Genomic DNA, 24,217 nt, shown 5'->3' on the forward strand with positions numbered 1-24,217 from the left:
GCTTCAGAAATAACCTTGCTTCTTGCGCTGTTCCATCGCGGCTTCGGATGCCTGGTCGTCCATCCGGGTCGCGCCGCGTTCGGTGATCTCGGTCACCGCCGTCTCGGCGATGATCTTCTCGACGTCGTCCGCGTCGCTCTCGACCGGGCACGTGCAGCTGATGTCGCCGACCGTGCGGAAGCGCACCTGCGCGAGTTCGCTCGTCTCGCCGTCACGCATCGGCGTGAGCGGCGTGACGGGCACGAGCAGACCATTGCGGCGCACGATCTCGCGCTGGTGCGCGTAGTAGATCGACGGCAGTTCGAGATTCTCGCGCGCGATGTACTGCCACACGTCGAGCTCGGTCCAGTTCGAGATCGGGAACACACGCAGGTGCTCGCCCTTGTGCAGGCGCGCGTTGAACAGGCTCCACAGTTCCGGGCGCTGCGCCTTCGGATCCCACTGGCCGAATTCGTCGCGGAACGAGAAGATCCGCTCCTTCGCGCGCGCCTTCTCTTCGTCGCGGCGCGCGCCGCCGATCAGCGCCGTGTAGCCGTGCTGTTCGATCGTCTCGAGCAGCGTGACGGCCTGCGCGGCGTTGCGCGAATCGGTTTCGCGGCGCAGCACGACCGTGCCGCGCTTGATCGAATCCTCGACGTGGCCGACCACCAGTTCGGCGCCGAGCTCTTGCGCACGGCGGTCGCGGAAGTCGATCACTTCCTCGTAGTTGTGGCCCGTATCGATGTGCACGAGCGGGAACGGCAGCGTCGTCTTGCGGTTCGCGCCGAGGCCGAACGCCTTCAGCGCGAGGTGCAGCACGACGACCGAGTCCTTGCCGCCCGAGAACAACAGCGCCGGCTTGCTGCATTCGGCAACGAGTTCGCGCAGGATGTGGATCGACTCGGCTTCGAGCCAGTCGAGGTGGCCCATGCGGTCGTCGGCGCCGGTGGGCGGGGCAAAGGCGGATTGCTCGAGCGTCGTGCTCATGATTTCAGTCCTTCTCTTCTGGGTTCGTGCCGCCCGCTGTCGCGGGCGGCGCAATATTCGGTTTCTTGTCGGCTTTCAGTGCGCGGCGCCGGCTTCGGCGTTCGCGGGAATCGGCGTGATCGTGATGTGCAGCCCGCATTCCTTCGTGTCGCGCGACTCCCACCACCAGCGGCCCGCCCGGCTGTCCTCGCCGGGGCGGATCGCGCGCGTACACGGCTCGCAGCCGATGCTCGGGTAGCCGCGCGCATGCAGCGGGTTGACCGGCACGTCGAACACCTTCAGGTACGCCCACACGTCCGCTTCCGTCCAGTCGGCGAGCGGGTTGTACTTCGCGATCCCGCGCGCTTCGTCCTGTTCTTCCTCGTGCAGTTCCGCACGCGTGACCGACTGCTCGCGGCGCTGGCCCGTGACCCACGCGCCGACGTCGGCCAGCGCGCGGTTCAGCGGCTCGACCTTGCGGATGTGGCAGCACGACTTGCGCAGCTCGACGCTTTCGTAGAACGCGTTCAGGCCGTGCTCGGCGACGTACTGGTCGACCGCGTCCTGGCGCGGGTGAAACTGCTCGATCTCGTAGCCGTAGCGCTCGCGCACGCGGTCGATCATGCCCAGCGTTTCCGCGTGCAGGCGGCCGGTGTTCAGCGAGAAGATGCCGATCGACACGCCCTTCGACAGGATCGCGTGCGTGAGCAGCATGTCTTCCGCGGCGAGGCTGCTCGCGAACTTCACCTTCTCGTGGCGCGCGCCGATCTGCGCGAGCAGCGCGTCGAGGCGCTCGACCTTCGCGGCGAGTTCCGGCGTCAGTGCGATCGCGGTGCTCATGCGCTCACCTTGGCGTCGGCCGCGGCATCGCGGCGGCGGAACAGCGGCGCCGGCTCGTCGAACGCGCCCTGGTAACGCTGCGTGAATTCGCCGAACGCGTTCAGCGCGTCGCGGATGTCCTTGTCGGCACGCACCGCGAACGCGTCGAAGCCGCAACGCGACATGTACAGCAACTGGTCGCGCAGCACGTCGCCGATCGCGCGCAGCTCGCCGGTCCAGCCGTGGCGCTCGCGCAGAAGGCGCGCGATGCTGTAGCCGCGGCCGTCCGCGAAGCGCGGGAAATCGACGGCGATCAGCGAGATCGCACCGAAGTCGGCCACGAGATCGGCCGGCTCGCTGTCCGGCGCGAGCCACACGCCGAGTTCGTCCTTCGTCTTCGCGGCGACGAGCGCCGCGCGCTCGGCCTGCCACAGGGCGAACGGCACCAGCACCTTGCCGGCCGGCAACGCGTCGACCGCGGGCAGCGCACCGTCTTCCGCCGCGCGCACGACCTGCCATGCGTCGTCGATCACTGCGCGGTTCTTGATAATCGAAGCCATCTGCAAATTCCTTCTACCCGGTTGGTTACGCGTTCACTGCCTGGCGCGCCGCATACACGCGCTCCTTGAACGGTGCGATGCCGATGCGGTCGTACGTGTCGATGAAGCGCTCGCCGTCGATGCGCGCCTCGACGAACGTGTCGATCAGCTTCGCGATCACGTCCGGCACTTCCTCCGCGGAGAACGACGGCCCGATCACGCGGCCGAGGCGCGCGCCGTTGCGGCCCGTGCCCTGCTCGCCGCCGAGCGACACCTGGTACCACTCGGCGCCGTCCTTGTCGACGCCGAGGATGCCGATGTTGCCCACGTGATGATGACCGCACGAGTTCATGCAACCGGAAATGTTCAGCGACAGGTCGCCGAGGTCGTACACGTAGTCCAGATCGTCGAAGCGCTGCTGGATCGCCAGCGCGATCGGGATCGACTTCGCGTTCGCGAGCGAGCAGAAGTCGCCGCCCGGGCACGCGATGATGTCGGTCAGCAGGCCGACGTTCGGCGTCGCGAAGCCGGCCGCCTTCGCCTTTTCCCACACCGCGAACAGGTCGCGCTTCTTCACGTTCGCGAGAATCAGGTTCTGCTCGTGCGACACGCGCAGTTCGCCGAGCGAGTACGCGTCGGCCCAGTCGGCCACCAGGTCCATCTGCGCATCGGTCGCGTCGCCCGGGGCCACGCGGTGATCCTTCAGCGACAGCGTGACGGCGGCATAGCCCGGCACCTTGTGCGGCGCGACGTTGCGCTCGACCCAGCGCGCGAACGCCTTGTTCTCGAGCAGGTGCTGTTCGAACGACGCGTCGGTGTCGGCGAGCTTCTCGTAGACGGGCGGCAAGAAGTACTGCGACACGCGGTCGACTTCCGCCTGCGTGAGCGTCGACGGGCCGTCCTTCAGGTGCTGCCACTCTTCCTCGACCTGCTGCGCGAACTTCGCGGGCGACAGCGCCTTCACGAGGATCTTGATACGCGCCTTGTACAGGTTGTCACGGCGACCGTAGCGGTTGTACACGCGCAGCACGGCTTCGCAGTAGGTCAGCAGGTGCTGCCACGGCAGGTCTTCCTTGATCACCGCGCCGACGATCGGCGTGCGGCCGAGACCGCCGCCCGCGAGGATGCTCGCGACCACTTCGCCCTGCGCGTTCTTCTTCAGGTACACGCCGAGGTCGTGGATCTGCACGGCCGCGCGGTCGTGCTTCGAGCCGGACACCGCGATCTTGAACTTGCGCGGCAGCCATGCGAATTCGGGATGGAACGTCGACCACTGGCGCAGGATTTCCGACCACGGACGCGGATCGATCTCCTCGTCCTGAGCGACGCCGGCGAACTGGTCGGCCGTGATGTTGCGGATGCAGTTGCCCGACGTCTGGATCGCGTGCATCTGCACCGACGCGAGCTTGGCGAGGATCTCGGGCGTTTCCTCGAGCTGGACCCAGTTGAACTGGATGTTCGAGCGCGTCGAGAAGTGGCCGTAGCCGCGGTCGTGTTCGCGGGCGATGCGCGCCAGCATGCGGAGCTGCTCGCTGCGCAGGTTGCCGTACGGAATCGCGATGCGGTGCATGTACGCGTGGCGCTGCATGTACAGGCCATTCTGCAGGCGCAGCGGACGGAACTCGTCTTCGCTCAACTCGCCCGACAGGCGGCGGCGCACCTGATCGCGGTACTGCGCGACTCGCTCGTCGACGATCGTCTGGTCGTACTGGTCGTACTGATACATTCGGGGACCCCAGGGTTTTCGTGGTGACCGCGCGACGTCCTAGCCACGTCGCGCCCGAATCTCCGTTCCGCCGCCACCGCCGGCCTTCCGCGGCCCGGCTGGATTGCTAATGACGAAAACAGATATCCATATTTGAAAAACTCCGGTGAATCGTAATAAACTCGCCTTATATTTCAAACGACTAAAAAATTCTGTTGATATGCGGAAGGGTTATAAATGAACCTGCACCAATTTCGCTTCGTGCGCGAGGCCGTCCGGCAGAATTTCAACCTCACCGAGGCCGCCAAGGCGCTCTACACGTCGCAACCGGGGGTGTCGAAGGCGATCATCGAGCTCGAGGACGAGCTCGGCGTGGAGATCTTCACGCGGCACGGTAAACGCGTGCGCTCGCTCACCGAGCCGGGCAGGATCATCCTCGCGTCGGTCGAGCGGATCCTGCAGGAAGTTGAAAGCCTGAAAAGGGTCGGAAAAGACTATGCGGCGCAGGATCAGGGCAACCTGACGATCGCCGCCACCCACACGCAGGCCCGCTATTCGCTGCCGGCCGCGATCGCCGAATTCAAGAAGCGTTTCCCGAAGGTGCACCTGTCGATCCTGCAAGGCAGCCCGACGCAGGTCGCCGAGATGGTGATCCACGACCAGGCCGATCTCGCGATCGCGACCGAGGCAATCGCCGACTACAAGGAACTCGTGTCGCTGCCCTGCTTCCAGTGGCATCACGCGGCCGTGGTGCCGGCCGACCACCCGCTGCTCGAACGCAAGCCGGTCACGCTGGACGATCTCGCACAATACCCGCTGATCACGTACGACGACGCGTTCGCCGGCCGCAAGAAGATCAACCATGCGTTCGCGCTGCGCGGGCTGTCGCCGGACATCGTGCTCGAGGCGATCGACGCCGACGTGATCAAGACCTACGTCGAGCTCGGTCTCGGCGTCGGGATCATGGCCGACATCGCGTTCAACCCGGAGCGCGACCGCAACCTGCGGCTGATTCCGGTCGGCCACCTGTTCGGCAGCAACGTGACGCGCGTCGCGCTCAAGCAAGGTGCCTACCTGCGCAGCTATGTGTATACGCTCGTGGAGCTGCTGTCGCCGACGCTGAACCGCAAGCTGATCGAACAGGCGCTCAAGGGCGAATCCGAATCGTACGAGCTTTGAAGGACAGGTATAAACACAGGGGCGCAAATCGCGCCCCTTTTTATTGCCCGACGGAGATTCCCGCATGACGCTTCCCGCCTTGTTGCGCCGCGCCGCCGGCGCCGCCCTCGTGCTCGCCTGCGCGGCCGCGCATGCCGACCTGAAGGTCGGCGTCGACCTGTCGTCGACCGGCCCGGCCGCCGCGATCGGCATCACCAGCAAGAACGCGATCCTGATGTGGCCGAAAACGATCGCCGGGCAGCCGCTGCAGGTGACGGTGCTCGACGACGCGTCCGACCCGGGCGCCGCCGTGCGCAACATCCGCAAGCTGGTCGACGAGGATCACGTCGACGTCGTGGTCGGGCCGAACATCACGCCGGCCGCGCTCGCGGCGCTCGACGCGGTGGCGGCCGCGCAGACGCCGATGATCACGTTGGTCGGCTCCGGCGCGATCGTCGAGCCGCAGGAAGGCGCGCGGACCTGGGCATTCAAGATGGCGCAGAGCGACAGCGCGATGGCCGACGTGATGACACGCTACATGGCCAACCACGGCGTGAAGACGGTCGGCTTCATCGGCTTCGCGGACAGCTACGGCGACAGCTGGCTGAATGAATTCACACGCTTCGCGGAAGTCCGCAAGATCCGCGTGATCGCGACGGAGCGCTTCAACCGCACCGACGCGAGCGTCACCGGCCAGGCGCTGAAGCTGATCGCGGCGAAGCCGGACGCGATCCTGATCGCGGGCTCGGGCACGCCGGCCGTGCTGCCGCAGCGCACGCTGATCGAGCGCGGCTACAAGGGCGCGATCTACCAGACGCACGGGATCGCGACGCCCGAATTCATCAAGCTCGGCGGCAAGGACGTCGACGGGACGCTGTTCCCGACCCAGCCGGTCGTCGTCGCGCGCACGCTGCCCGCCGACCATCCGGCCCGCAAGGCCGCGCTCGCGTTCGTCGATGCGTACGAAGCGAAATACGGCGCCGGCACCGTCACGCAGTTCGCGGGCGACGCGGCGGGTGTCTATCCGCGCCTCGCCGACGCGGTCGGCCGCGCGCTCAAGGCCGCGCAGCCCGGCACGCCGGCCTTCCGCGCGGCGCTGCGGCGCGAGCTCGAGCGGGCGCACGAGCTCGTCGTGCCGAACGGCGTCGTCAACACCAGCGACAAGGATCACGTGGGGCTCGATCAACGCGCGAGCGTGATGGGAATCGTGAAGCACGGCCAGTTCGTCTATCTGAGCCAGTAACGCAAGGACGATCGCCGGACAGCTTGCCCGGTGCCCCGTTTTCCGCCATAATCCGCGTTTCGCCGCGCACAATCACATGCGCGGCCAGGATCAAAGCCCAGGTGGTGAAATTGGTAGACGCAGGGGACTCAAAATCCCCCGCCGCAAGGCGTGCCGGTTCGATTCCGGCCCTGGGCACCAGTATTTCGCAGCGTCATGCGCTGCACCTGTCGAAACCCGCGCAAGCTCGCCGCTTCGCGGGTTTTTTGTTTTTGCCGTGCGTTTTTCCCGCGCGCATCGCACGCCGCAACGCGCACCCTCCGCCGACAGTCCAAGCATCAGGACACGCAAGCACGGAGGCCGCTCATGTCCACGCGCGTCGTCTTTTCGAGCCGGATTGGCCGCGGCATGCTCGTCGCGCTGCTGTCGATCGTGCTGGGCGGATGCGATCTGCTCCGCGAGCCGCCCGTGCCCGACTGGCCCGGGCCGCATGCGCCCTACCCGTTCCCGGACAACATTCCGCACCGCACCGAGTGACCGGCTCGACCGACCTCGCCCCAAGGCGCGCGCCGCACGTTCAACCCTGCTCGCAGAACCGCAGAATCGCGTCCGCGACGGCCGCCGGCGCCTCGCGCTGCGGAAAGTGCCCGACGCCATCGAGCACGGTCCGCTCATAGCGGCCGGTGAAGAACCGCTCGCGCCTGGCCGAAGTCTCCGGCCCGTTGCAGGTATCCGCGCCGCCGTGCAGCACCAGCGTCGGCACCGACAGCACGGGCGCGGGCGTCAGTTGCGCTTCGTCGTCCGCATAAGCGGCCCCGCCGTCGACGAATCCCCAGCGATAACGGTACGAATGCAGGACCACGTCGATCCAGTCCGGCCCGTCGAAGGCAGTCGCCGCCGCATCGAAGTCGCGCGCGTCGTACCAGCCGGCCGGCGACCACGTGTCCCACATCAGGCGCGCGAACGCACGGCGATCGTCGCACAGCGCCTGCGGCAGCGACAGCGGCTGGGCCGGGTCGTTCGTGCCGTATCCCACCGACAGCATCACCAGATGCGAGGCCGCGCCGTCGCGCAATCCGCACGCGTTCGCAACCGCGCGGGCACCCCAATCGTGCCCGACCAGGACCGGCCGTTCGATGCCGAGCACGTCGATGAATTCGAGCAGGTCGCGGCCAAGCGCCGCGAGCTGGCCGCTGCGCGGCGTCGCGGGATCGCGAAAGCGGGTCGGCGCGAAGCCGCGCAGCGCGAGTGCGAGCACGCGGTAGCCTTGCGCGGCCAGTGTTTCGGCCACGGCTTCCCAGCCGACCGGGCTGTCCGGCCAGCCATGCAGCAGCACGGCCACGCGTTCGCCGCGCGGATTCCATTCGAGATAGGCAAGTTCGAGCGACGCGGTCGTCGCATATCGATAAGCGGTCATGTGCACTCCGGTGAGTCAGCCTGAACAGCCCATGGTAGACCCGCCTTTCATCACGATTCGCGGCGTATCATCATTCATTCTTCGAATATCGCGTTGAATCATCCATGGAACCGCTGACCGATCCCGCGTCGACCGCACTCGACATCGCGCTGTTGCGCACCTTCCTCGAAGTCGTCGACAGCCGCGGCTTCGCGCCGGCCGCGGAACGGCTCGCGCTGACGCCGTCCGCGGTCAGCGGCCACATCAAGCGGCTCGAGCAGGCGGCCGGCACGGTGCTGCTCGCGCGCACCACGCGCCGCATCGCGCTCACGCCGGCCGGCGATACGCTGTACGCGTACGCACGCAACATCGTCGACATGGAGCGCGAAGTGCGCGCCCGGCTGCGCGGCGCGTCGGCGTATGGCCGGCTGCGCGTGGGCGCGTCGGAAGACTTCGCGGGAACGTGGCTGCCGCAGGTGTTGCGCACGTTCCGCGACAGCCATCCGCGCACGTCGATCGAACTGAAGGTCGGCATCACCGCGGCGCTGCTGCGCGAGCAGACGCTGGGCCGGCTCGACGTCGTGTTCGGCAAGCAATGCCGGCAGGTCGACGCGCCGGGCGAACTGCTGTGGGAAGAGCCGCTGGTATGGGCGTTCGCGTCGGATACGCCGCTCGACGCCGAAAGCGACGTGCCGCTCGCGCTGTTTCCCGAGCCATGCGTGTACCGGGAAGCCGCGGTATCCGCGCTCGCGGCCGCACTGCGGCGCTTTCGCGTGCAGTTCGAAAGCGCGAGCATGGCCGGCTGCGTGTCGGCCGCGCTCGCCGGCTTCGCGGTCACGGCGCTCGCGCGCAGCCAATTGCGCGACGGCCTGCGCGCATGCGGGCCGCGCGATGGCCTGCCGACGTTGCCGGCCGCACGCTTTTACGCGTTCGCATCGAAGCCCGGCGGTGCCGGCGCCGCGCTGATCGACGCGGTGCGGGCCACCGGGTGCACACGGCAATTCTCGGCACACGCCGACTGAATGCGCGGCGCCCTTTTCAGTCGCCGGCCGCGGCCGCGCCCGTGTCGTTCAGCGCATCCGTCATCAACTCCGCGAACCATTCGACGAACGCATTGAGCCGCCTCGACCGGTGCCGGCGATGCGGATAGACGGCCGACACGTCCATCGGCGCGGCCCGATGGCCGGGCATCACCTCGACCAGCGCCCCGCTGTCGAGCAGATGCACGACGTCGAAGCGCGGAATCTGGATCAGCCCCATCCCGGCGATGCAGCTCGCGATATAGGTTTCGGCGTTGTTGACGATCACGCGGCTCGGCAGCGCCAGTGTGCGGTGCTCGCCGTCCGCGCAGTATTCCCAGCCGAGCTCGCGGCCGGTCGTCGGCGACGCATAGCCGATCGCCCAGTGCCCGTGCGCGAGCGCATCGGGGTGCTCGGGCACGCCGCATTCGCGCAGGTAGTCGGGGCTCGCGCAGTTGATCAGCGCGAACTGGCCGAGCGGCCGTACCACGAGGCTGCTGTCCGCGAGCCGCCCGACCCGGATCGCGCAGTCGACGCCCTCCTGCACGAGATCGATCGAGCGGTCCGTCGAGCCGAGCGACAGTTGCAGCTTCGGATAGCGGCGAAACAGCGACGGCAGCGCGGGCGCGATCACGCGGCGCGCGATCCGGCTTGGCGCATCGACGTTCAGCCGCCCGATCACGTCGCGATCGCGGCGCCGGAACAGCCGGTCGAGCTCATCGGCTTCCGCGAGCAGGCGCCGGCCACGCTCCAGCAGCAGCGCGCCGTCGGCCGTCAGCTGCACCTGCCGCGTCGTACGGTGCAACAGGCGCGTGCCGAGCGCGGTCTCGAGCTGCTGGACGGCGGCCGACACCGTCGCGCGCGGCACGTCGAGCGCATGCGCGGCCTTGATGAAGCTGCCCATCTCGGCAACCTGAAGGAAGATTCTGACCTGGTCCAGCTTGTCCATCGGCGGGCGGAAAACGTGGGTTCGGACGACCGTCACCGGCAAGCGCCGCGCGTCGCGGCCGATCCCGGCGGCACAGAAGAAACGGGCGCGCGGCCTTGTGCCCGCGCGCCCGTCCATTGTCCATGCAAACGGTCCATTGCGGGTCGCCGCGCGCACGCGGCGACCGCCGGCACGGCCCGTTACTTGGTCGTATAGCCGCCGTTGATCAGGATCGTCTGACCGGTGATCCACCAGCCGTCGGTCACGAGATGGCGGATGAACGGCACGACGTCCTCGATGTCGGTGAGGCCCGTCTTGCTGAACGGCGACAGCGCGGCCGCCGTCTTGTGATACGCGACCGCGTCGGCACCTTCGGCCGGATAGAAGAACGGCGTGTCCATCGGGCCCGGCCCGACCGCCGTCACCGAGATGCCGCGCGCGCCGTATTCCTTCGACGCCGCGCGCGTGAAGTGCTCGACGGGCGCCTTCGATCCTTCATAGGCCGCATAGAACGGCGTGAACGCGCCGAGCAGCGACGTCACGAGCGTGACGAGCTTGCCGTGATCCTCGAGGTGCCGCCCCGCTTCCTTGATGAAGAAGAACGCGGACTTGCTGTTCACCGCGAACATCTCGTCGTATTCGGCCTCGGAGATTTCGGTGAACGGCTTCTTCAGCACCTTGCCGACGGTGTTGATCGCGATGTCGATCTTGCCGAAGCGCTGCTTCGCGTCGCCGAACAGCTTCTCGACCGCGGCGGCCGTCGTCAGATCGGCCTGGAACGTCGCGGCTTGCGCGCCGGCCGCGTGCACGGCGGCGGCCGTCTCTTCGGCCTGCGCCTGCGATGCCGCGCTGTTGTAGTGAATCGCCACCGCCTTCGCGCCGTGGCCGGCCAGATCCCGGGCGATCAGGCCGCCGAGATTCTTGGCGCCGCCTGCGATCAGGACGACCTTGTCTGCGAGCGTGTGAGTAGCCACGGTTGACTCCTTTTTGCGTTGGGTGAAGCTAGGAGTGTAGGCACGCGCGACGCGCCGGTCAGCCGGGCATGGCTGGATGAATTATCCAGAAAAACGATCCAATCAGGCATCCGAAATGGCGGGCTGCCCCACCGACGCGGGCGGCGAAATCTGCTTGGCCTTGGCGCGACACGTCGCACGGCCACCGCGCACGCGTGAGTCAGCGTGCGTAAAGCGCCGCGTCGATCTTGCCGAGCAGCCACTGCATCCCGGCCAGATGCTGCTGGTCGTGGCTGCACAGATAATGAACGAGGCCGCGCACGGTGAGCGCGCCGTAACCGTCGAACTCGCCGGTGCGTGCAAGCTGCCCGGGCGTCAGGCGCGACACGACGTCGAGCGTCTCGCGCCGCGCGTCACGGATCGCCGCGAGCACGTCGGACGCGTTCGCGGCGTCGTAGCGGCGCTCGATCGCGAGCGCGTCGCCGTCGACCGACACGAGCAGCGGATGATCCTCATCGAGCATCCGCCTCAACCGCACGTGGTAGCCGTCGATCTCGATGTCGCGCACGTGGCAGAGTTGCCCGAGCGGCGAGAAGTGCTCGCTCGGGATGCCGTTCCAGTCGTCGGGGGTCCAGCGTGCATAGCCGTCCGGCACGGCGGCGAAATGGACTTCGAGCTGGCGGGGAAAATCGGCGAGTGCATCGAGCGTCGTCGGATTCATGCGGCAAACTCCGTGTCGGGTGAAGACGGCAACAGCCCTGGCACGGACCCGCCGCCGCGGTGGCACTGCTTCACGCTGGAGCCGTACGTACCTTGCGTGCGATGTCCACTTTCCATGAAGAAGGAACGTGCCCCACGTCGCGCCCAGCGCTCCGCAGCTTACCAGCGCGGGCGAGTTCGTGCCGGCACCGGCGCGCCGCTTGATAGAATGCGCGCGCTATGGATCTCGAAAGCATTCTCTACACGCAGGGCTTCGGCTCGCGCCGCCAGTGCCGCGGCCTGATCGAAACGGGCCGCGTCACCGTCGCGGGCGCGAGCGCGACCGATCCCGACGCGTCGTTCGACACCGACGGCCTCGTGTTCACGGTCGACGACACCGCCTGGCCGTTCCACGCCCGCGCGTATCTCGCGCTCAACAAGCCGGCCGGCTACGAATGTTCGCGCGACCCGCAACACCACGCCAGCGTGTTCAGCCTGCTGCCCGCGCCGCTCGTCGCACGCGGCGTGCAGTGCGTCGGCCGCCTCGACCAGGACACGACAGGCCTGCTGCTGCTGTCCGACGACGGCCAGTTCGTGCATGCGTACACGTCTCCGAAGCGCAAGGTGCCGAAGACCTACGTCGCGACCGTGCGCCACCCGCTCGACGATGCCCAGCTGGACGCGCTGCGCGCCGGCGTGCAGCTCCACGGCGAGCCGAAGCCGATCGCGGCGGTCGCCGCCGCCGCGCGCGACACGCACGCACTCGCGCTGACCGTCCTCGAAGGCAAATATCATCAAGTGAAACGCATGGTCGCCGCGGCCAGCAACCGCGTCGAGGCACTGCATCGCGAAAGCATCGGCGGTTTCACGCTGCCGGACGACCTGGCGCCGGGCGCATGGCGCTGGCTCGGGGAAGACGACCTTTCAGCCCTGCGCAATTCCGTCAAAACCCTGTAAGGGAAAATCCGCACGATCGTTCGGTGTCCGGCCGCGTCGCGGCCGCACGATCCCCCGCTATACTGAAATCACAAGCTGTACGAGCAGCAATGCAGGGGAGACATCATGAACATCAACCATTCTTTCGAACTGTCGTACGTGACGATCGCCTTCGCGGTCGTGGGCGCCATCGTGATCGGCGGGCTGCTGGCCACGATGCACATGAAGCACAAATATCATCCGAACCTGATCGGCGCGCTGATCGGCGCGTTGCTGTGCTTCCTGCTGATCGAGGCGTTACCGGCGCTCACCTGACGCGCCGCGCGGCGCGAGCGTTTGAAGGAATTCGTCTACGGTCGGATAGCGCAACGTCACGCACAATTCGCCCTTGAGCCGCGCATTCGACAGGCGCCGCGACTCGCGCATGAACGACAGAAGCGTCGGTTCGAGCCGATGTTCGGCGTCCGCGCGACTGATCCGCGGCGGCAGCGGCAAGCCGAACACCTGCGCGACCCGGTCGAAATACTCTCCCATCCGCAGTTCGCTGTCGTCCGACGCGTGCACGGCGCGCGCCGGCTTGCCGCGCACGGCCGCGCGCCGCAGGATCGCCGCGAGATCGTCCGCGTGGATATGGTTCGTGTAGACGTCGTCGGCCGCGTCGAGCGCCGGTGTGCCGCGCTCGAGCCGCGCGAGCGGCAGCCGGTTCGCCGCGTAGATGCCGGGAATGCGCACGATGCGCGCGGACAGCACGCCGCGCACCGTCGCCGCGCGCAACTGACGCTCGGCCGACACGCGCCGGAACGCGCGCGGATTCGCGGGGCGCAGCGGCTGCGTCTCGTCGATTCGCGCCCCGCCGCAATCGCCGTATACGCCCGTCGTGCTGGCGTAGACGAGCGTCGGCGCGCGAAGGGCGTCGGGTACAATACGCGCTGCCCGCGCCGGCACGCCGGCCTGCCGGGTCGCGGCACGCAGCGTGCGGAGCCGGCCGACCGGCGACACCGGCGGTGCGGATGGCCGCCGTGCAGGCACGGACAATGCGGCGATCAGCGCGCGGGTGCGGCGATCGTCGCGGCCGTCGGATTGCGGCGGCGCGAGATGCAGGATCGTGCGGGCGAGCCCCGCGATACGTCCGAGCGTCGCGCGGCGATCGAGGTCGCCGACGATCGGCGTCGCGCCTGCCGCGCGCAATTCGTCGAAGCGGCCCGGATGGCTCGTCAGCGCGACGATGCGCAGGTTGCGGCGCGCGGCGCGCCATTGCGCGACGCAACGCAGGCCGACGTCGCCGCAGCCGACGATCAGTGCGCGCGGCCGGCGCAGGATTCGAGTCGCGATCATGATGGTTGCGAAATCAGTAGCCACCGTTGCGCGGCGCGCAACGGGTTTGCATTGTAGCTGCCGTGCCGACATGCACGGTCCCCACATTTTGTTCTATTTGGTTCTATGGCATTCAACGTTACTCTCAAGCAAAGCGGCCGGCAGTTCCAGGTCGAGTCGGACGAAACCGTGCTGGCGGCGGCGCTGCGCCAGAACGTCCACCTGCCGTACGGATGCAAGAACGGCGCGTGCGGCTCCTGCAAGGGCCAGATCGTGTCGGGCCAGATCGAACAGGGCCCGCACGCCGCGTCGGCACTGTCCAACGACGAACGCACGCGCGGCCTCGCGCTGCTCTGCTGTTCGAAGGCGCAATGCGACCTCGAGATCGACGTGCGTGAAATCGCCGGCGTCGACGGCGTGCAGGTGAAGAAGCTGCCGTGCCGGATCGCCGCGCTCGAGCGCCGCGCCGACGACGTGATGGTCGTGAAGCTGCAGTTGCCCGCCAACGAGCGCCTGCAATACCTCGCGGGCCAGTACGTCGAGTTCATCCTGAAGGACGGCTCGCGCCGCAGCTACTCGATGGCGAATGCGCCGCACGAGGAAGGCCCGATCGAGCTGCACATCCGCCACATGCCGGGCGGCAAGTTCACCGACCATGTGTTCGGCGCGATGAAGGAGCGCGACATCCTGCGCTTCGAAGGCCCGCTCGGCACGTTCTTCCTGCGCGAGGATTCCGACAAGCCGATCGTGCTGCTCGCGTCGGGCACCGGCTTCGCGCCGATCAAGGCGATCATCGAGCACGTCAGGCATTCCGGCATCACGCGCCCGATGACGCTCTATTGGGGCGCACGCCGCAAGAAGGACATCTACCTCGGCGAGCTCGCCGAGCAATGGGCGCGCGAGATCCCGAACTTCAAGTACGTGCCGGTGCTGTCCGAGCCGGACGACGCCGACCAGTGGACGGGCCGCACCGGCTTCGTCCACCGCGCGGTGATCGAGGACCTGCCCGATCTGTCGGGCCACCAGGTGTACGCGTGCGGCGCGCCGGTGATGGTCGAATCCGCGCAGCGCGACTTCACGCAGCACCACGCGCTGCCGGCCGACGAGTTCTACGCCGACTCGTTCACGAGCGCCGCCGATCTCGCGCACCCGGTCTGAGCACCGGGCGCGCCCGCGTCCCCGCTGCGCGCCGCCGTGTCACATCCGTGGCATCGCGGCGGTTTACAGTGGGGCGCGGGATGCCTTATGCTTGCGCACATGAACCGCTTCCTGTCCGCTCTCCGACGTCGCCGCTCGCCGCTCCGCCCGGATGCCGCCGGCTCGTCACGGACTCGCGCGTAACCCTCCCTCCGCTTCACCGGTTACGCACAAGCTGTTCGACCTACCAGCCACGGCCTTCCGTGGCTTTTTTATTGCCCGTTTCCCTTTCAACGTCCGCTGGAGTCCGCTGTCATGTCCCTGAACGATTACCCGATCGACTCGCTGATGTACATCACGAACCGCCCCGACATCGTGTTTACGCACGGCAAGGGTTCGTGGCTCTACGATCACACCGGCAAGCGCTATCTGGACTTCATTCAGGGCTGGGCCGTCAACAGTCTCGGCCACTGCAACGACGGCATCGTCGAAGCGCTGAAGACGCAGGCCGAGAAGCTGCTGAACCCGTCGCCCGCGTTCTACAACGAACCGATGGCGAAGCTCGCGGGGCTGCTGACGCAGCACAGCGTGTTCGACAAGGTGTTCTTCACGAACAGCGGCGCGGAAGCGAACGAAGGCGCAATCAAGCTCGCGCGCAAATGGGGCCGCAAGTTCAAGAACGGCGCGTACGAGATCATCACGTTCGACCACAGCTTCCACGGCCGCACGCTCGCGACGATGTCGGCCAGCGGCAAGCCGGGCTGGGACACGATCTACGCACCGCAGGTGCCGGGCTTCCCGAAGGCCGAGCTGAACGACATCAACTCGGTCGAGAAGCTGATCACCGACAAGACCGTCGCGGTGATGCTCGAGCCGATCCAGGGCGAAGGCGGCGTGATTCCGGCGACGCGTGAATTCATGCAGGCGCTGCGCGCGCTGACGAAGCAGCACGACCTGCTGCTGATCGTCGACGAAGTACAAAGCGGCTGCGGCCGCGCGGGCACGCTGTTCGCGTACGAGCTGTCCGGCATCGAGCCGGACATCATGACGCTCGCGAAGGGCATCGGCGGCGGCGCACCGCTCGGCGCGCTGCTGTCGAAGGCCGACGTCGCGGTGTTCGAGGCCGGCGACCAGGGCGGCACGTACAACGGCAACCCGCTGATGACGGCGGTCGGCCATTCGGTGATCTCGCAGCTCGTCGCGCCCGGCTTCCTCGAAGGCGTGCGCGCGCGCGGCGAATACCTGAAGCGCAAGCTGCTCGAGCTGTCGGAGGAGCGCGGTTTCGAGGGCGAACGCGGCGAAGGCCTGCTGCGCGCGCTGCTGCTCGGCAAGGACATCGGCCCGCAGATCGTCGAGAAGGCCCGCGACATGCAGCCCGACGGCCTGCTGCTGAACGCGGCGCGCCCGAACCTGCTGCGCTTCATGCCCGCGCTGAACGTCACGACCGAGGAAATCGACCAGATGATGGCGATGCTGCGGTCGATCCTCGACACGCTCTGAGGAGACCGCCGCGATGGATGCCGCCGCCGATGCTGTCGCTATCCGCCCGTTCGAACGCGCCGACACCGACGCCGTGCTCGCGGTCTGGCGCGACGCGTTCCCGCAGTACGACGAAGCCGGCGCGCCGCCGCACCGCGATCCGCTGCGATCGATCGAGCTGAAGCTCGCGACGCAGCCGGAACTGTTCTTCGTCGCGACCAGCGGCGCGCGGATCGTCGGCACGCTGATGGCGGGTTTCGACGGACATCGCGGCTGGCTCTACTCGTTCGGCGTGTCGAACGATGCACGGCGACTCGGCATCGGCCGCGCGCTGATCGCGCATGCGGAACGCGCGCTCGCCGCGCGCGGCTGCCTGAAGATCAATCTGCAGGTGCTGCCCGGCAACGACGATGCGTGCCGCTTCTATGCGGCGCTCGGCTATCGCGTCGAGGAACGCATTTCGTTCGGCAAGACGCTGCCGGCCGCCTGACGCCGGCAGCCCCCATCAGCGCGTGATCGGCCCCGCGTCCGGCAGCGGATTGCCGAGCGCGTCGGTCGGCACGGCCTGCTGCTCGAACGCCGCGAAATACGCGGCCCACTGCGACTCGCTCACGCGCACGATCAACGCGCCGTCCTGCCAGACGTCGTTGTGATCGTTGTGGTCGTCGCCCGCGCGGTGCAGATAGTGCGAGCCCGTCGACCCCTGGTTCATGTGCGTGTCGTGAATGCCGTTGCCTTCCGAATACGTGCGGCCGAACACGACGACGTCGAGCCCCTGCGACTGCGCGGCGTTGACGAGCCGCAGCAGCGACGGGATCGGCTCCGCGTTCTCGGTACCGTCCATCACCGCGCTGGCGCGCCATGCGCCGGTCTCGTTCAGGATGTCGCTGCGCAGATAGTCGAGCGCCGGCAGCGCGGTTTGCCCGGTGAGATCGGTGTAGCCCTCGGCCGCGGCCGCGAGCGTCGCCGTGACCGGATGATGGAAATCGTAGACGAGCTTGTAGTTCAGCAAGTCGTCCGCGTCGTTGGTGCCGACGTTGATCGCGACGTCCCAGTCGCCCGTCGGCAGTGCGAGTGTCAGGTGGATGTGATACTGGATCTCGCTGCCGTGCGGCGAGCCCTTCAGCTGCGCCACCGACGTCACCTTCGCCTTCACGAAACCGTAGTCCAGACTCATGCGTGCTCTCCGTGTCCCGATGGATCGACCATGCTACGCGGCCCGCGTGTCGGTTTGCGGAGGGCCGGTTGCGGACGGCCGGTCGCGGACGGCCGGTCGCGGACGGCCGGTTGCCGCGTCCCGCGCCGCATGGTCGGCGTCACCGCCGAATGAATGGAGTCGCCTCCGCACGCACAAGTTCGCCGCCGGGCGCGCCGCACGAAAAAAAAGCCGCCACGGCATCCCGTGACAGCTTTTCGAAAGCCCTTGCGCGGCACGCCGGCATCCGCCGCCGCGCCACACCGGCCTCGGTCATTCACCCAGATACGCGGCCCGCACCTTCGGATCGTCGAGCATCTGCTTCGCGTCGCCTTCCATCGTGACCGTGCCCGAGTCCATCACATAACCGCGGTCGGCCGCCTGCAGCGCGAGGCGTGCGTTCTGCTCGACCAGCAGCACCGTGATGCCCTCCTTCGAGATCTCGCGCACCACTTCGAAGATCTTCTCGACCATGATCGGCGACAGGCCCATCGACGGCTCGTCGAGCAGCAGCAGCTTCGGCTTCGACAGGATCGCGCGCGACATCGCCAGCATCTGCTGCTCGCCGCCCGACAGCGTGCCCGCGAGCTGCGTCGCACGCTCCTTCAGACGCGGGAAGAAGCCGAACATCCGGTCGACGTCCTTCTTGATCTGCTCCTTGTCGTTGCGCAGATACGCGCCCATCTGCATGTTCTCGATGATCGACATCCGCGCGAAGATCCCGCGGCCTTCCGGCACCATCGCGAGGCCGCGCTTGAGCAGTTCGTGCGACGGCACGCCCTTGATCGACTTGCCGTCGTACTCGATGTCGCCTGCCGAATACGGCTTGAGACCCGTGATCGCCTTCATCGTCGTGGTCTTGCCGGCACCGTTCGCGCCGATCAGCGTCACGAGCTCGCCCTGGCGGACTTCCATGTCAACGCCCTTGACGGCCTGGATGCCGCCGTAGTTGACCTGCAAGCCCTTGATTTTCAACATTGCCGCTGCCATCAGTGCACCCCTGCGCCGAGATATGCCTCAATCACCTTCGGATTCTTCTGCACGTCCTGCGGCAGACCCTCGGCGATCACCTTGCCGTAATCGAGCACCGTCATCCGGTTGCACAGTCCCATCACGAGCTTCACGTCGTGCTCGATCAGCAGAATCGTGCGGCCGTCCGAGCGGATCTTGTCGAGCAGGCGCGTGAGTTCGACCTTCTCGGTCGCGTTCATCCCGGCCGCCGGCTCGTCGAGCGCGAGCAGCTTCGGGTCGGTCGCCAGCGCGCGGGCGATTTCCAGCCGGCGCTGGTGGCCGTACGACAGGTTGCGCGACGTGTAGTCCGCGTACTGCAGCACGCCGACGTATTCGAGCAGCTCGATCGCGCGTTCCTTGATCTCGCGCTCTTCCTGGCGTTCGGCCGGCGTCTGGAACACCGCGCCGAGCAGCCCGTGCTTGGTGCGCACGTGGCGACCCACCATCACGTTCTCGAGCGCGGTCATCCCGCCGAACAGGCGAATGTTCTGGAACGTGCGCGCGATGCCCGTCTTCGCGACCTGGTGCACCGCGGTCGGCTTGTATTCCGTGCCGTCGAGCTTGAACTCGCCGGAGTCCGGCGTGTAGAGGCCCGTGATCACGTTGAAGAACGTGGTCTTGCCGGCGCCGTTCGGGCCGATCAGGCCGTAGATCTCGCCTTCCTTGATCTCGAGGCCGACGTCGGACAGTGCCTGCAAGCCGCCGAAGCGCTTGTTCACGCCTTTGACGGACAGTCGGATTTGCTTGTCGCTCATGTGTGATATCCCCTTGTCCGTTGGTTAAGCGCGCACCGGCTTCTTGCTGTTGCGCTTCGCCAGTTTCGCGATCTTGTCCTCATGCTTGGGCGCCGGCCACAGGCCTTCCGAGCGATACAGCATGATGATCACCATCGCGAGGCCATACAGCGCCTGACGGATCACTTCGGTATCGACGATGTCGTGACCGAAGATCGCATGCTGCAGCGGGCTCATCGTCGAACGCAGGAATTCCGGGAAGATCGCGAGCAGCACCGCGCCCAGGATCACGCCGGGGATGTGGCCCATGCCGCCGAGCACCACGCAGGCGAGCACGACGATCGATTCCCAGAACGTGAACGACTCGGGCGACACGAAGCCCTGGAACGCACCGAACATCGCGCCCGACAGGCCGCCGAACGACGCGCCCATCGCGAACGCGAGCAGCTTCACGTTACGGGTGTTGATGCCCATTGCCTTCGCGGCGATTTCGTCTTCGCGGATCGCGGCCCATGCACGGCCGATACGCGAGTGCTGCAGGCGCGTACAGACCCAGATCACCAGCAGCGCGCAGAGCACGAACAGGTAGTAGTACATGTAGACCGACGGCAGCTGGAAGCCGAAGATCGAGTGCGTCTGCGACAGGTTGAAGCCGCCGACGTGCACCGGATCGATGCCCGTGATCCCCTTCGGGCCGTTGGTGATGTTCACCGGACGGTCGAGGTTGTTCATGAAGATCCGGACGATTTCACCGAAGCCGAGCGTCACGATCGCGAGGTAGTCGCCGCGCAGGCGCAGCGTCGGCGCGCCGAGCAGGATCCCGAAGGTCGCCGCCAGCGCCATCGCGATCGGCACGATGATCAGGAACGGGATGTGCAGGCCGTTCGGCGCGAGCGCCGCGATCCACTCGAACTGCGAGGTCAGGTGCGGCGAGCTCAGCAGCGCCGCCGTGTACGCGCCCACCGCGTAGAACGCGATGTAGCCCAGGTCGAGCAGGCCGGCGAAGCCGACCACCACGTTCAGACCCAGCGCGAGCATCACGTACAGCATCGCGAAGTCGAGCACGCGGACCCAGTAATTGCCGCCTGCCGAGCCGATGATGATCGGCGCCGCGATCACGAAGGCCGCGGTCAGGATGCCGATGACGACGGTCTTCGTCGTGTTGCGTTCTTCGACGAGCGACGTCGAGGATTCGATCGGTTGAATGGATGTCATGTTGTTTGCTCCCCTTCCGTTACGCGCGGTCCGCGACACGTTCACCCAGCAGGCCCGACGGACGGAACACCAGCACGATGATCAGCACGATGAATGCGAACACGTCCTGGTAGTTACTGCCGAATACGCCGCCCGTGAGGTTGCCGATGTAACCCGCGCCGAGCTGCTCGATCAGGCCGAGCACCACGCCGCCGACCATCGCGCCGCCGAGGTTGCCGATCCCGCCGAGCACCGCCGCCGTGAACGCCTTCATGCCGGGGATGAAGCCCATGTAGAAGTGCACGTTGCCGTATTCGGACGCGATCATCACGCCGGCCAGCGCGGCGAGCGCGGAGCCGATCATGAACGTCGCCGAAATCACGAAGTTCGGGTTCACGCCCATCAGGCTCGCGGTGTTCGGGCTTTCGGCGATCGCGCGCATCGCGCGGCCGAGCTTGGTCTTGTGCACGAGCAGCAGGAGGCCTGCCATCACGATGAACGCCACCGCGATGATCACGATTTCAGTCACCGAGATCACGGCGCCGGGCGTCGTGTCGGTCGCCTTGATCACGTTGATCGGATCGGTCGGCAGCAATTGCGGGAACGGCAGCGGGTTGCGCGACCAGATGATCATCGCGGCCGTCTGCAGCAGGATCGACACGCCGATCGCGGTGATCAGCGGGGCGAGACGCGGCGCACGGCGCAGCGGCCGGTACGCGACACGTTCGATCGTGTAGCCCACGCACGCGCAGACGACGGCGGCAATGCCAAGGCCGATCGTCAGCGTCGCGACGTTGCCGAGTCCGGGGAAATGGTTCTGCAGCACGGTGATCGCCGACAGGGCGACCATCGCGCCGATCATCAGCACGTCGCCGTGCGCGAAGTTGATGATGCCGAGAATGCCGTACACCATCGTGTAACCCAACGCGATGATGGCGTACACACTGCCGAGCACCAGCCCGTTGAGGATCTGCTGGATGAAAATATCCATTTAAAGCTCCTTGGCCCATGCTGCCGGAGGACGTTGCGCCCCGCGGGTAAGCGAGGAATCGCGCCTTCTCGGCGACACTGCGGGTACTAGTCGATACCGGTAAGGGTGGATCGTCCCGGCGCGCGCCGCCCGGCCTGTACGGCCGGACCTGCCGCCGGAGCGGATACAGAAACGGCACCGCACTGTTCCGGTGCCATCGTGAGTCCCGTCGCTAAATCGTCACGACATCGAGGACGGTGTACTTGGCCTCCTTGAAGTCGTAGGGCAGCGTGCCGCAACGGTGTCCGGTTGCCCGAACGCCGTGCCTTTTTCCGTCCGGGCCGGGGCGAACCCTGCATCCGGGCAGATCAGGTTCCGCGCCGCGTCGCCCGCGGGCTCGACCACCTTGGCGGCGCACATGCCGTTGTCGCCAAGGATTTGCACTCCGATGCCGGACGCCGTCGCCTGCGCTGCAAGCGGGCCGTCCGCCGCCGCCCACGCGGCGCCCGAACCGGCATCGCAAAGGTGGCGCCCGACTTTCGTCAGGACTGCGTCGGAATCCGTGAAACGAAGCAGCCCGCCCGCCGCGACGCGATGGGTCGCGGCGACACGCTGTTTCGTCGAATCGAAATGAAAGGGGATCAGTGACATCCGCACGTCGCCTGCGTTGCCCCGAAACCCGGGCGTCCGTCGTTCGACGCGCCCTGCTGTTGCCGCATCACGGTCCGCGGCTCGTTGTCGGACAATCTGCATGCCCGTCGCCCGGTCGATGGCAGCGCCGCCGGCGCGTGCTGCCCGCCGTGCCGAATGCATGCCGATCTTCGAGCCCTGCGCGTTGATTTCCTCGATCGCCAAACGTGCCCCGTTGTCCTTGTCACTGTCCGATTGCGCAACGCGGCACGCCGACGGCACCGCACGACCGGTTCCGGCAGCGCGCACGTCGCTGGCAGCCGGTACTGCGCGTGCCGCAGCGTCCCTGCCCGCCTCGTCGTCGCTCTTTTTGCTGCAGCCGGCAAGCATTGCAACCGGTGCGGCGACGGACATGGCGTAAGCCAACTTCACATGCATCGAGTAGGTCTCCCGCGCCTTGCCAAAACCCGATTTCAAAGCCATTCCGGCCTGAAAACGGGCGCATTGTAACTCCATTTATAGGACGCCAATAATCCTGATTCGATGGGGTTTTCCTGCATTGCAACCATTTTTGAGAGGCGGTTAAGCGCGGCGATAGCAACCGGGTTGCACCATTGGTGTGAATAATGGTTGCGATCGCATTTTCGCAACGCAAAAAAAAGCGCGCCAAACGGCGCGCTTCGGGGTACCACGGGTGCGATGCGGCAATCAGGCGGCAGGCGGCAGGTTCAGCCCGCGCGGCAGCGGAAACGACACGTTTTCCTCGATGCCGTCGAGGGCGCGGACGTTGCGCACGCCGAGCTCGCGCAGCCGCGCGATCACGGCCTGGGCGAGCACTTCCGGCGCCGATGCGCCGGCCGTCACGCCGATGCGGCGCTTGCCGGCGACCCATGCCGGATCGATCTGATCGGGTGCGTCGACCATGTACGCGGCCACGCCGCGCTTCTCGGCCACTTCACGCAGGCGGCTCGAATTCGAGCTGTTCGGGCTGCCGACGACGATCACGACGTCGCACTGCGGCGCCATGAACTTCACCGCATCCTGGCGGTTCTGCGTCGCGTAGCAGATGTCCTGCTTCTTCGGTTCGCGAATCTTCGGATACTTCGCCTTCAGCGCGCCGATGATCTCGGCGGCGTCGTCCACGGACAATGTCGTCTGCGTGACGAGCGCGATGCGCTCGGGATCGGCGAGCTCGAGCTTCTGCACGTCCTCGACGCTTTCGACGAGATGCATGCCGCGCTCGACCTGCCCCATCGTGCCTTCGACTTCCGGGTGGCCCTTGTGGCCGATCATCACGATGTCGACCCCGTCCTGGCGCATCTTCGCCACTTCGACGTGCACCTTCGTGACGAGCGGGCAGGTTGCGTCGTAAATGCGCAACCCGCGCACGTCCGCCTCGTCGCGCACGGCCTTCGACACGCCGTGCGCGCTGAAGATCACGGTGTTGCCGGCCGGCACTTCCTCGAGTTCCTCGACGAAGATCGCGCCTTTCTTCTTCAGATCCTCGACCACGTACTTGTTGTGGACGATTTCGTGACGGACGTAGATCGGCGCACCGTGCATCGCGATCGCGCGCTCGACGATCTCGATCGCGCGATCGACGCCCGCGCAGAAGCCACGCGGCTGGGCCAGCAGGATTTCGGCATCGGCGGCGACGGTCTGCCCGGACAGCGTATCGGTGGTGCTCATGATTACAGGATTCCGATGATTTTCACTTCGAACGTGAGCGCTTGGCCCGCGAGCGGATGATTGAAGTCGAACAGCGCCGAGGTTTCGCTGACTTCCTTCAGCACCCCTGCATAGCGGCCGCCGTCCGGCGCGTTGAACTCGATCAGGTCGCCCGGCGTGAAATCGTCGCCGACCATCCCGTTCTCGCGCAGCGTCGACAGCGTCACGCGCTGGAGCATGTCGGGATTGCGGGGACCGAACCCCTGCTCGGGCGTTAGCTGATAAGTCGAATGGTCGCCCACCCTGAGCCCGATCAGAATCTGTTCCAGCGAGGGCGCCAGTTGCCCCGCGCCGAGCAGCAGCGTGGCAGGCTTGTCGGAGAAGGTGTTGACGATGTCGGCGCCGTCGGCCAATGCAAGCCGGTAATGCAGCGTGACATGGGAACCGGGCTTCACTTCGGATAGATCGATGATGCTCATGAATGACTCGTGTTCGTCGGCGCCCGAACTGGCCGAAAGGCCCGGCGCAAAGCCAATATTGTAAGTCACCTGAGCGCGCAAGGCTGA

25 protein-coding genes, 1 tRNA gene and 1 pseudogene are annotated in these 24,217 nt (G+C 66.8%); 10 read left to right on the forward strand and 17 right to left on the reverse strand.

The genetic code is table 11. The features are described 5' to 3' along the window. Nucleotides 1-3 precede the first annotated feature (3 nt). The 4 genes from cysD to WS49_RS10715 all read right to left on the reverse strand — a co-directional run bounded on the left by cysD (nucleotide 4) and on the right by WS49_RS10715 (nucleotide 4,029). Nucleotides 4-966, reverse strand: coding sequence for a sulfate adenylyltransferase subunit CysD (cysD, locus tag WS49_RS10700; RefSeq protein ID WP_059527653.1), 963 nt, complete (start codon nucleotides 964-966; stop codon nucleotides 4-6). Between the two features lie 75 nt (nucleotides 967-1,041). Further along, entirely contained in the window at nucleotides 1,042-1,785 is a 744-nt protein-coding gene (locus tag WS49_RS10705; RefSeq protein ID WP_059527656.1) for a phosphoadenylyl-sulfate reductase, read from the reverse strand. Further along, nucleotides 1,782-2,324, reverse strand: coding sequence for a DUF934 domain-containing protein (locus WS49_RS10710; protein ID WP_059527659.1), 543 nt, complete (start codon nucleotides 2,322-2,324; stop codon nucleotides 1,782-1,784). Before WS49_RS10710 ends, WS49_RS10705 begins: the two co-directional genes overlap by 4 nt. Nucleotides 2,325-2,349: 25 nt before the next feature. Beyond that, a complete protein-coding gene (locus WS49_RS10715; RefSeq protein ID WP_059527662.1) occupies nucleotides 2,350-4,029 on the reverse strand; it encodes a nitrite/sulfite reductase in 1,680 nt (559 codons plus the stop codon). Between the two features lie 216 nt (nucleotides 4,030-4,245). Here WS49_RS10715 and WS49_RS10720 point away from each other — a divergent pair, with 216 nt between their 5' ends. From WS49_RS10720 to WS49_RS35590, 4 genes are all read left to right on the forward strand, one after another. After that, nucleotides 4,246-5,187, forward strand: coding sequence for a CysB family HTH-type transcriptional regulator (locus tag WS49_RS10720; protein WP_009689198.1), 942 nt, complete (start codon nucleotides 4,246-4,248; stop codon nucleotides 5,185-5,187). A 64-nt stretch (nucleotides 5,188-5,251) separates the two neighbouring features. After that, complete coding sequence (locus tag WS49_RS10725; protein ID WP_059527664.1) at nucleotides 5,252-6,409, forward strand: ABC transporter substrate-binding protein; 1,158 nt, start codon at nucleotides 5,252-5,254, stop codon at nucleotides 6,407-6,409. Nucleotides 6,410-6,504: 95 nt separating this feature from the next. Then, nucleotides 6,505-6,589, forward strand: a tRNA-Leu gene (locus WS49_RS10730). A gap of 165 nt (nucleotides 6,590-6,754) precedes the next feature. Next, nucleotides 6,755-6,925: a hypothetical protein gene (locus WS49_RS35590; RefSeq protein ID WP_179949271.1), complete on the forward strand. Its 171-nt coding sequence runs from the start codon at nucleotides 6,755-6,757 to the stop codon at nucleotides 6,923-6,925. 40 nt (nucleotides 6,926-6,965) lie between these two features. Here the strand turns inward: WS49_RS35590 and WS49_RS10735 are convergent, their stop codons facing one another. Then, nucleotides 6,966-7,805 carry an alpha/beta fold hydrolase gene (locus WS49_RS10735; RefSeq protein ID WP_059527667.1) on the reverse strand — a complete coding sequence of 280 codons (840 nt, stop codon included), beginning with the start codon at nucleotides 7,803-7,805 and terminating at the stop codon, nucleotides 6,966-6,968. A 104-nt stretch (nucleotides 7,806-7,909) separates the two neighbouring features. Between WS49_RS10735 and WS49_RS10740 the strand changes: the two genes are divergently transcribed. Next, entirely contained in the window at nucleotides 7,910-8,806 is an 897-nt protein-coding gene (locus tag WS49_RS10740; protein ID WP_059527670.1) for a LysR family transcriptional regulator, read from the forward strand. 16 nt (nucleotides 8,807-8,822) lie between these two features. Here WS49_RS10740 and WS49_RS10745 read toward each other — a convergent pair whose 3' ends face one another. From WS49_RS10745 to WS49_RS10755, 3 genes are all read right to left on the reverse strand, one after another. Further along, on the reverse strand, nucleotides 8,823-9,752 hold the full coding sequence (locus WS49_RS10745) for a LysR family transcriptional regulator (protein WP_059528309.1): 930 nt from the start codon (nucleotides 9,750-9,752) through the stop codon (nucleotides 8,823-8,825). 179 nt (nucleotides 9,753-9,931) lie between these two features. After that, a complete protein-coding gene (locus tag WS49_RS10750) occupies nucleotides 9,932-10,705 on the reverse strand; it encodes an SDR family oxidoreductase (RefSeq protein ID WP_059527672.1) in 774 nt (257 codons plus the stop codon). A 199-nt stretch (nucleotides 10,706-10,904) separates the two neighbouring features. Further along, entirely contained in the window at nucleotides 10,905-11,405 is a 501-nt protein-coding gene (locus WS49_RS10755) for a DinB family protein (RefSeq protein WP_059527675.1), read from the reverse strand. 218 nt (nucleotides 11,406-11,623) lie between these two features. Between WS49_RS10755 and WS49_RS10760 the strand changes: the two genes are divergently transcribed. Both WS49_RS10760 and WS49_RS10765 read left to right on the forward strand, forming a co-directional pair. Beyond that, entirely contained in the window at nucleotides 11,624-12,340 is a 717-nt protein-coding gene (locus WS49_RS10760) for a pseudouridine synthase (protein ID WP_059527678.1), read from the forward strand. A gap of 105 nt (nucleotides 12,341-12,445) precedes the next feature. Continuing rightward, on the forward strand, nucleotides 12,446-12,634 hold the full coding sequence (locus WS49_RS10765) for a hypothetical protein (RefSeq protein ID WP_059527680.1): 189 nt from the start codon (nucleotides 12,446-12,448) through the stop codon (nucleotides 12,632-12,634). On the opposite strand, the gene WS49_RS10770 is transcribed toward WS49_RS10765, so the two are convergent. Next, nucleotides 12,617-13,654: an NAD-dependent epimerase/dehydratase family protein gene (locus WS49_RS10770; RefSeq protein ID WP_059527682.1), complete on the reverse strand. Its 1,038-nt coding sequence runs from the start codon at nucleotides 13,652-13,654 to the stop codon at nucleotides 12,617-12,619. The genes WS49_RS10765 and WS49_RS10770 overlap by 18 nt on opposite strands. 105 nt (nucleotides 13,655-13,759) lie before the next feature. Here WS49_RS10770 and WS49_RS10775 point away from each other — a divergent pair, with 105 nt between their 5' ends. The 3 genes from WS49_RS10775 (at nucleotide 13,760) to WS49_RS10785 (ending at nucleotide 16,739) form a co-directional block, all read left to right on the forward strand. Beyond that, complete coding sequence (locus WS49_RS10775; protein ID WP_059527685.1) at nucleotides 13,760-14,791, forward strand: CDP-6-deoxy-delta-3,4-glucoseen reductase; 1,032 nt, start codon at nucleotides 13,760-13,762, stop codon at nucleotides 14,789-14,791. Between the two features lie 294 nt (nucleotides 14,792-15,085). Further along, nucleotides 15,086-16,270 carry an acetylornithine transaminase gene (locus tag WS49_RS10780; RefSeq protein WP_059527689.1) on the forward strand — a complete coding sequence of 395 codons (1,185 nt, stop codon included), beginning with the start codon at nucleotides 15,086-15,088 and terminating at the stop codon, nucleotides 16,268-16,270. A gap of 13 nt (nucleotides 16,271-16,283) precedes the next feature. Further along, nucleotides 16,284-16,739, forward strand: a complete 456-nt coding sequence (locus tag WS49_RS10785) for a GNAT family acetyltransferase (protein ID WP_059527691.1) — start codon at nucleotides 16,284-16,286, stop codon at nucleotides 16,737-16,739. Between the two features lie 15 nt (nucleotides 16,740-16,754). On the opposite strand, the gene WS49_RS10790 is transcribed toward WS49_RS10785, so the two are convergent. From WS49_RS10790 to WS49_RS10825, 8 genes and pseudogenes are all read right to left on the reverse strand, one after another. Beyond that, nucleotides 16,755-17,426 carry a DUF2278 family protein gene (locus WS49_RS10790; RefSeq protein WP_059527695.1) on the reverse strand — a complete coding sequence of 224 codons (672 nt, stop codon included), beginning with the start codon at nucleotides 17,424-17,426 and terminating at the stop codon, nucleotides 16,755-16,757. A 291-nt stretch (nucleotides 17,427-17,717) separates the two neighbouring features. Then, entirely contained in the window at nucleotides 17,718-18,434 is a 717-nt protein-coding gene (locus WS49_RS10795) for an ABC transporter ATP-binding protein (RefSeq protein ID WP_027785191.1), read from the reverse strand. Then, nucleotides 18,434-19,210, reverse strand: a complete 777-nt coding sequence (locus WS49_RS10800) for an ABC transporter ATP-binding protein (protein ID WP_011352945.1) — start codon at nucleotides 19,208-19,210, stop codon at nucleotides 18,434-18,436. Before WS49_RS10800 ends, WS49_RS10795 begins: the two co-directional genes overlap by 1 nt. A 24-nt stretch (nucleotides 19,211-19,234) precedes the next feature. Further along, on the reverse strand, nucleotides 19,235-20,404 hold the full coding sequence (locus tag WS49_RS10805) for an ABC transporter permease subunit (RefSeq protein ID WP_059527698.1): 1,170 nt from the start codon (nucleotides 20,402-20,404) through the stop codon (nucleotides 19,235-19,237). 19 nt (nucleotides 20,405-20,423) lie between these two features. Beyond that, nucleotides 20,424-21,374: a branched-chain amino acid ABC transporter permease gene (locus tag WS49_RS10810; RefSeq protein ID WP_059468282.1), complete on the reverse strand. Its 951-nt coding sequence runs from the start codon at nucleotides 21,372-21,374 to the stop codon at nucleotides 20,424-20,426. A gap of 211 nt (nucleotides 21,375-21,585) precedes the next feature. Then, nucleotides 21,586-22,421 (reverse strand): annotated as a pseudogene (locus tag WS49_RS10815) (branched-chain amino acid ABC transporter). Between the two features lie 270 nt (nucleotides 22,422-22,691). Continuing rightward, nucleotides 22,692-23,672: a 4-hydroxy-3-methylbut-2-enyl diphosphate reductase gene (gene ispH, locus WS49_RS10820; RefSeq protein WP_006488968.1), complete on the reverse strand. Its 981-nt coding sequence runs from the start codon at nucleotides 23,670-23,672 to the stop codon at nucleotides 22,692-22,694. Nucleotides 23,673-23,674: 2 nt separating this feature from the next. After that, the gene (locus WS49_RS10825) at nucleotides 23,675-24,130 is read right to left on the reverse strand and encodes an FKBP-type peptidyl-prolyl cis-trans isomerase (protein WP_059468284.1); all 456 of its coding nucleotides are present in this window, start codon (nucleotides 24,128-24,130) and stop codon (nucleotides 23,675-23,677) included. Nucleotides 24,131-24,217: the final 87 nt, after the last annotated feature.

It is taken from the genome of Burkholderia sp. RF7-non_BP4 (assembly GCF_001521935.1).
Taxonomy (GTDB): Bacteria; Pseudomonadota; Gammaproteobacteria; order Burkholderiales; family Burkholderiaceae; genus Burkholderia; species Burkholderia diffusa.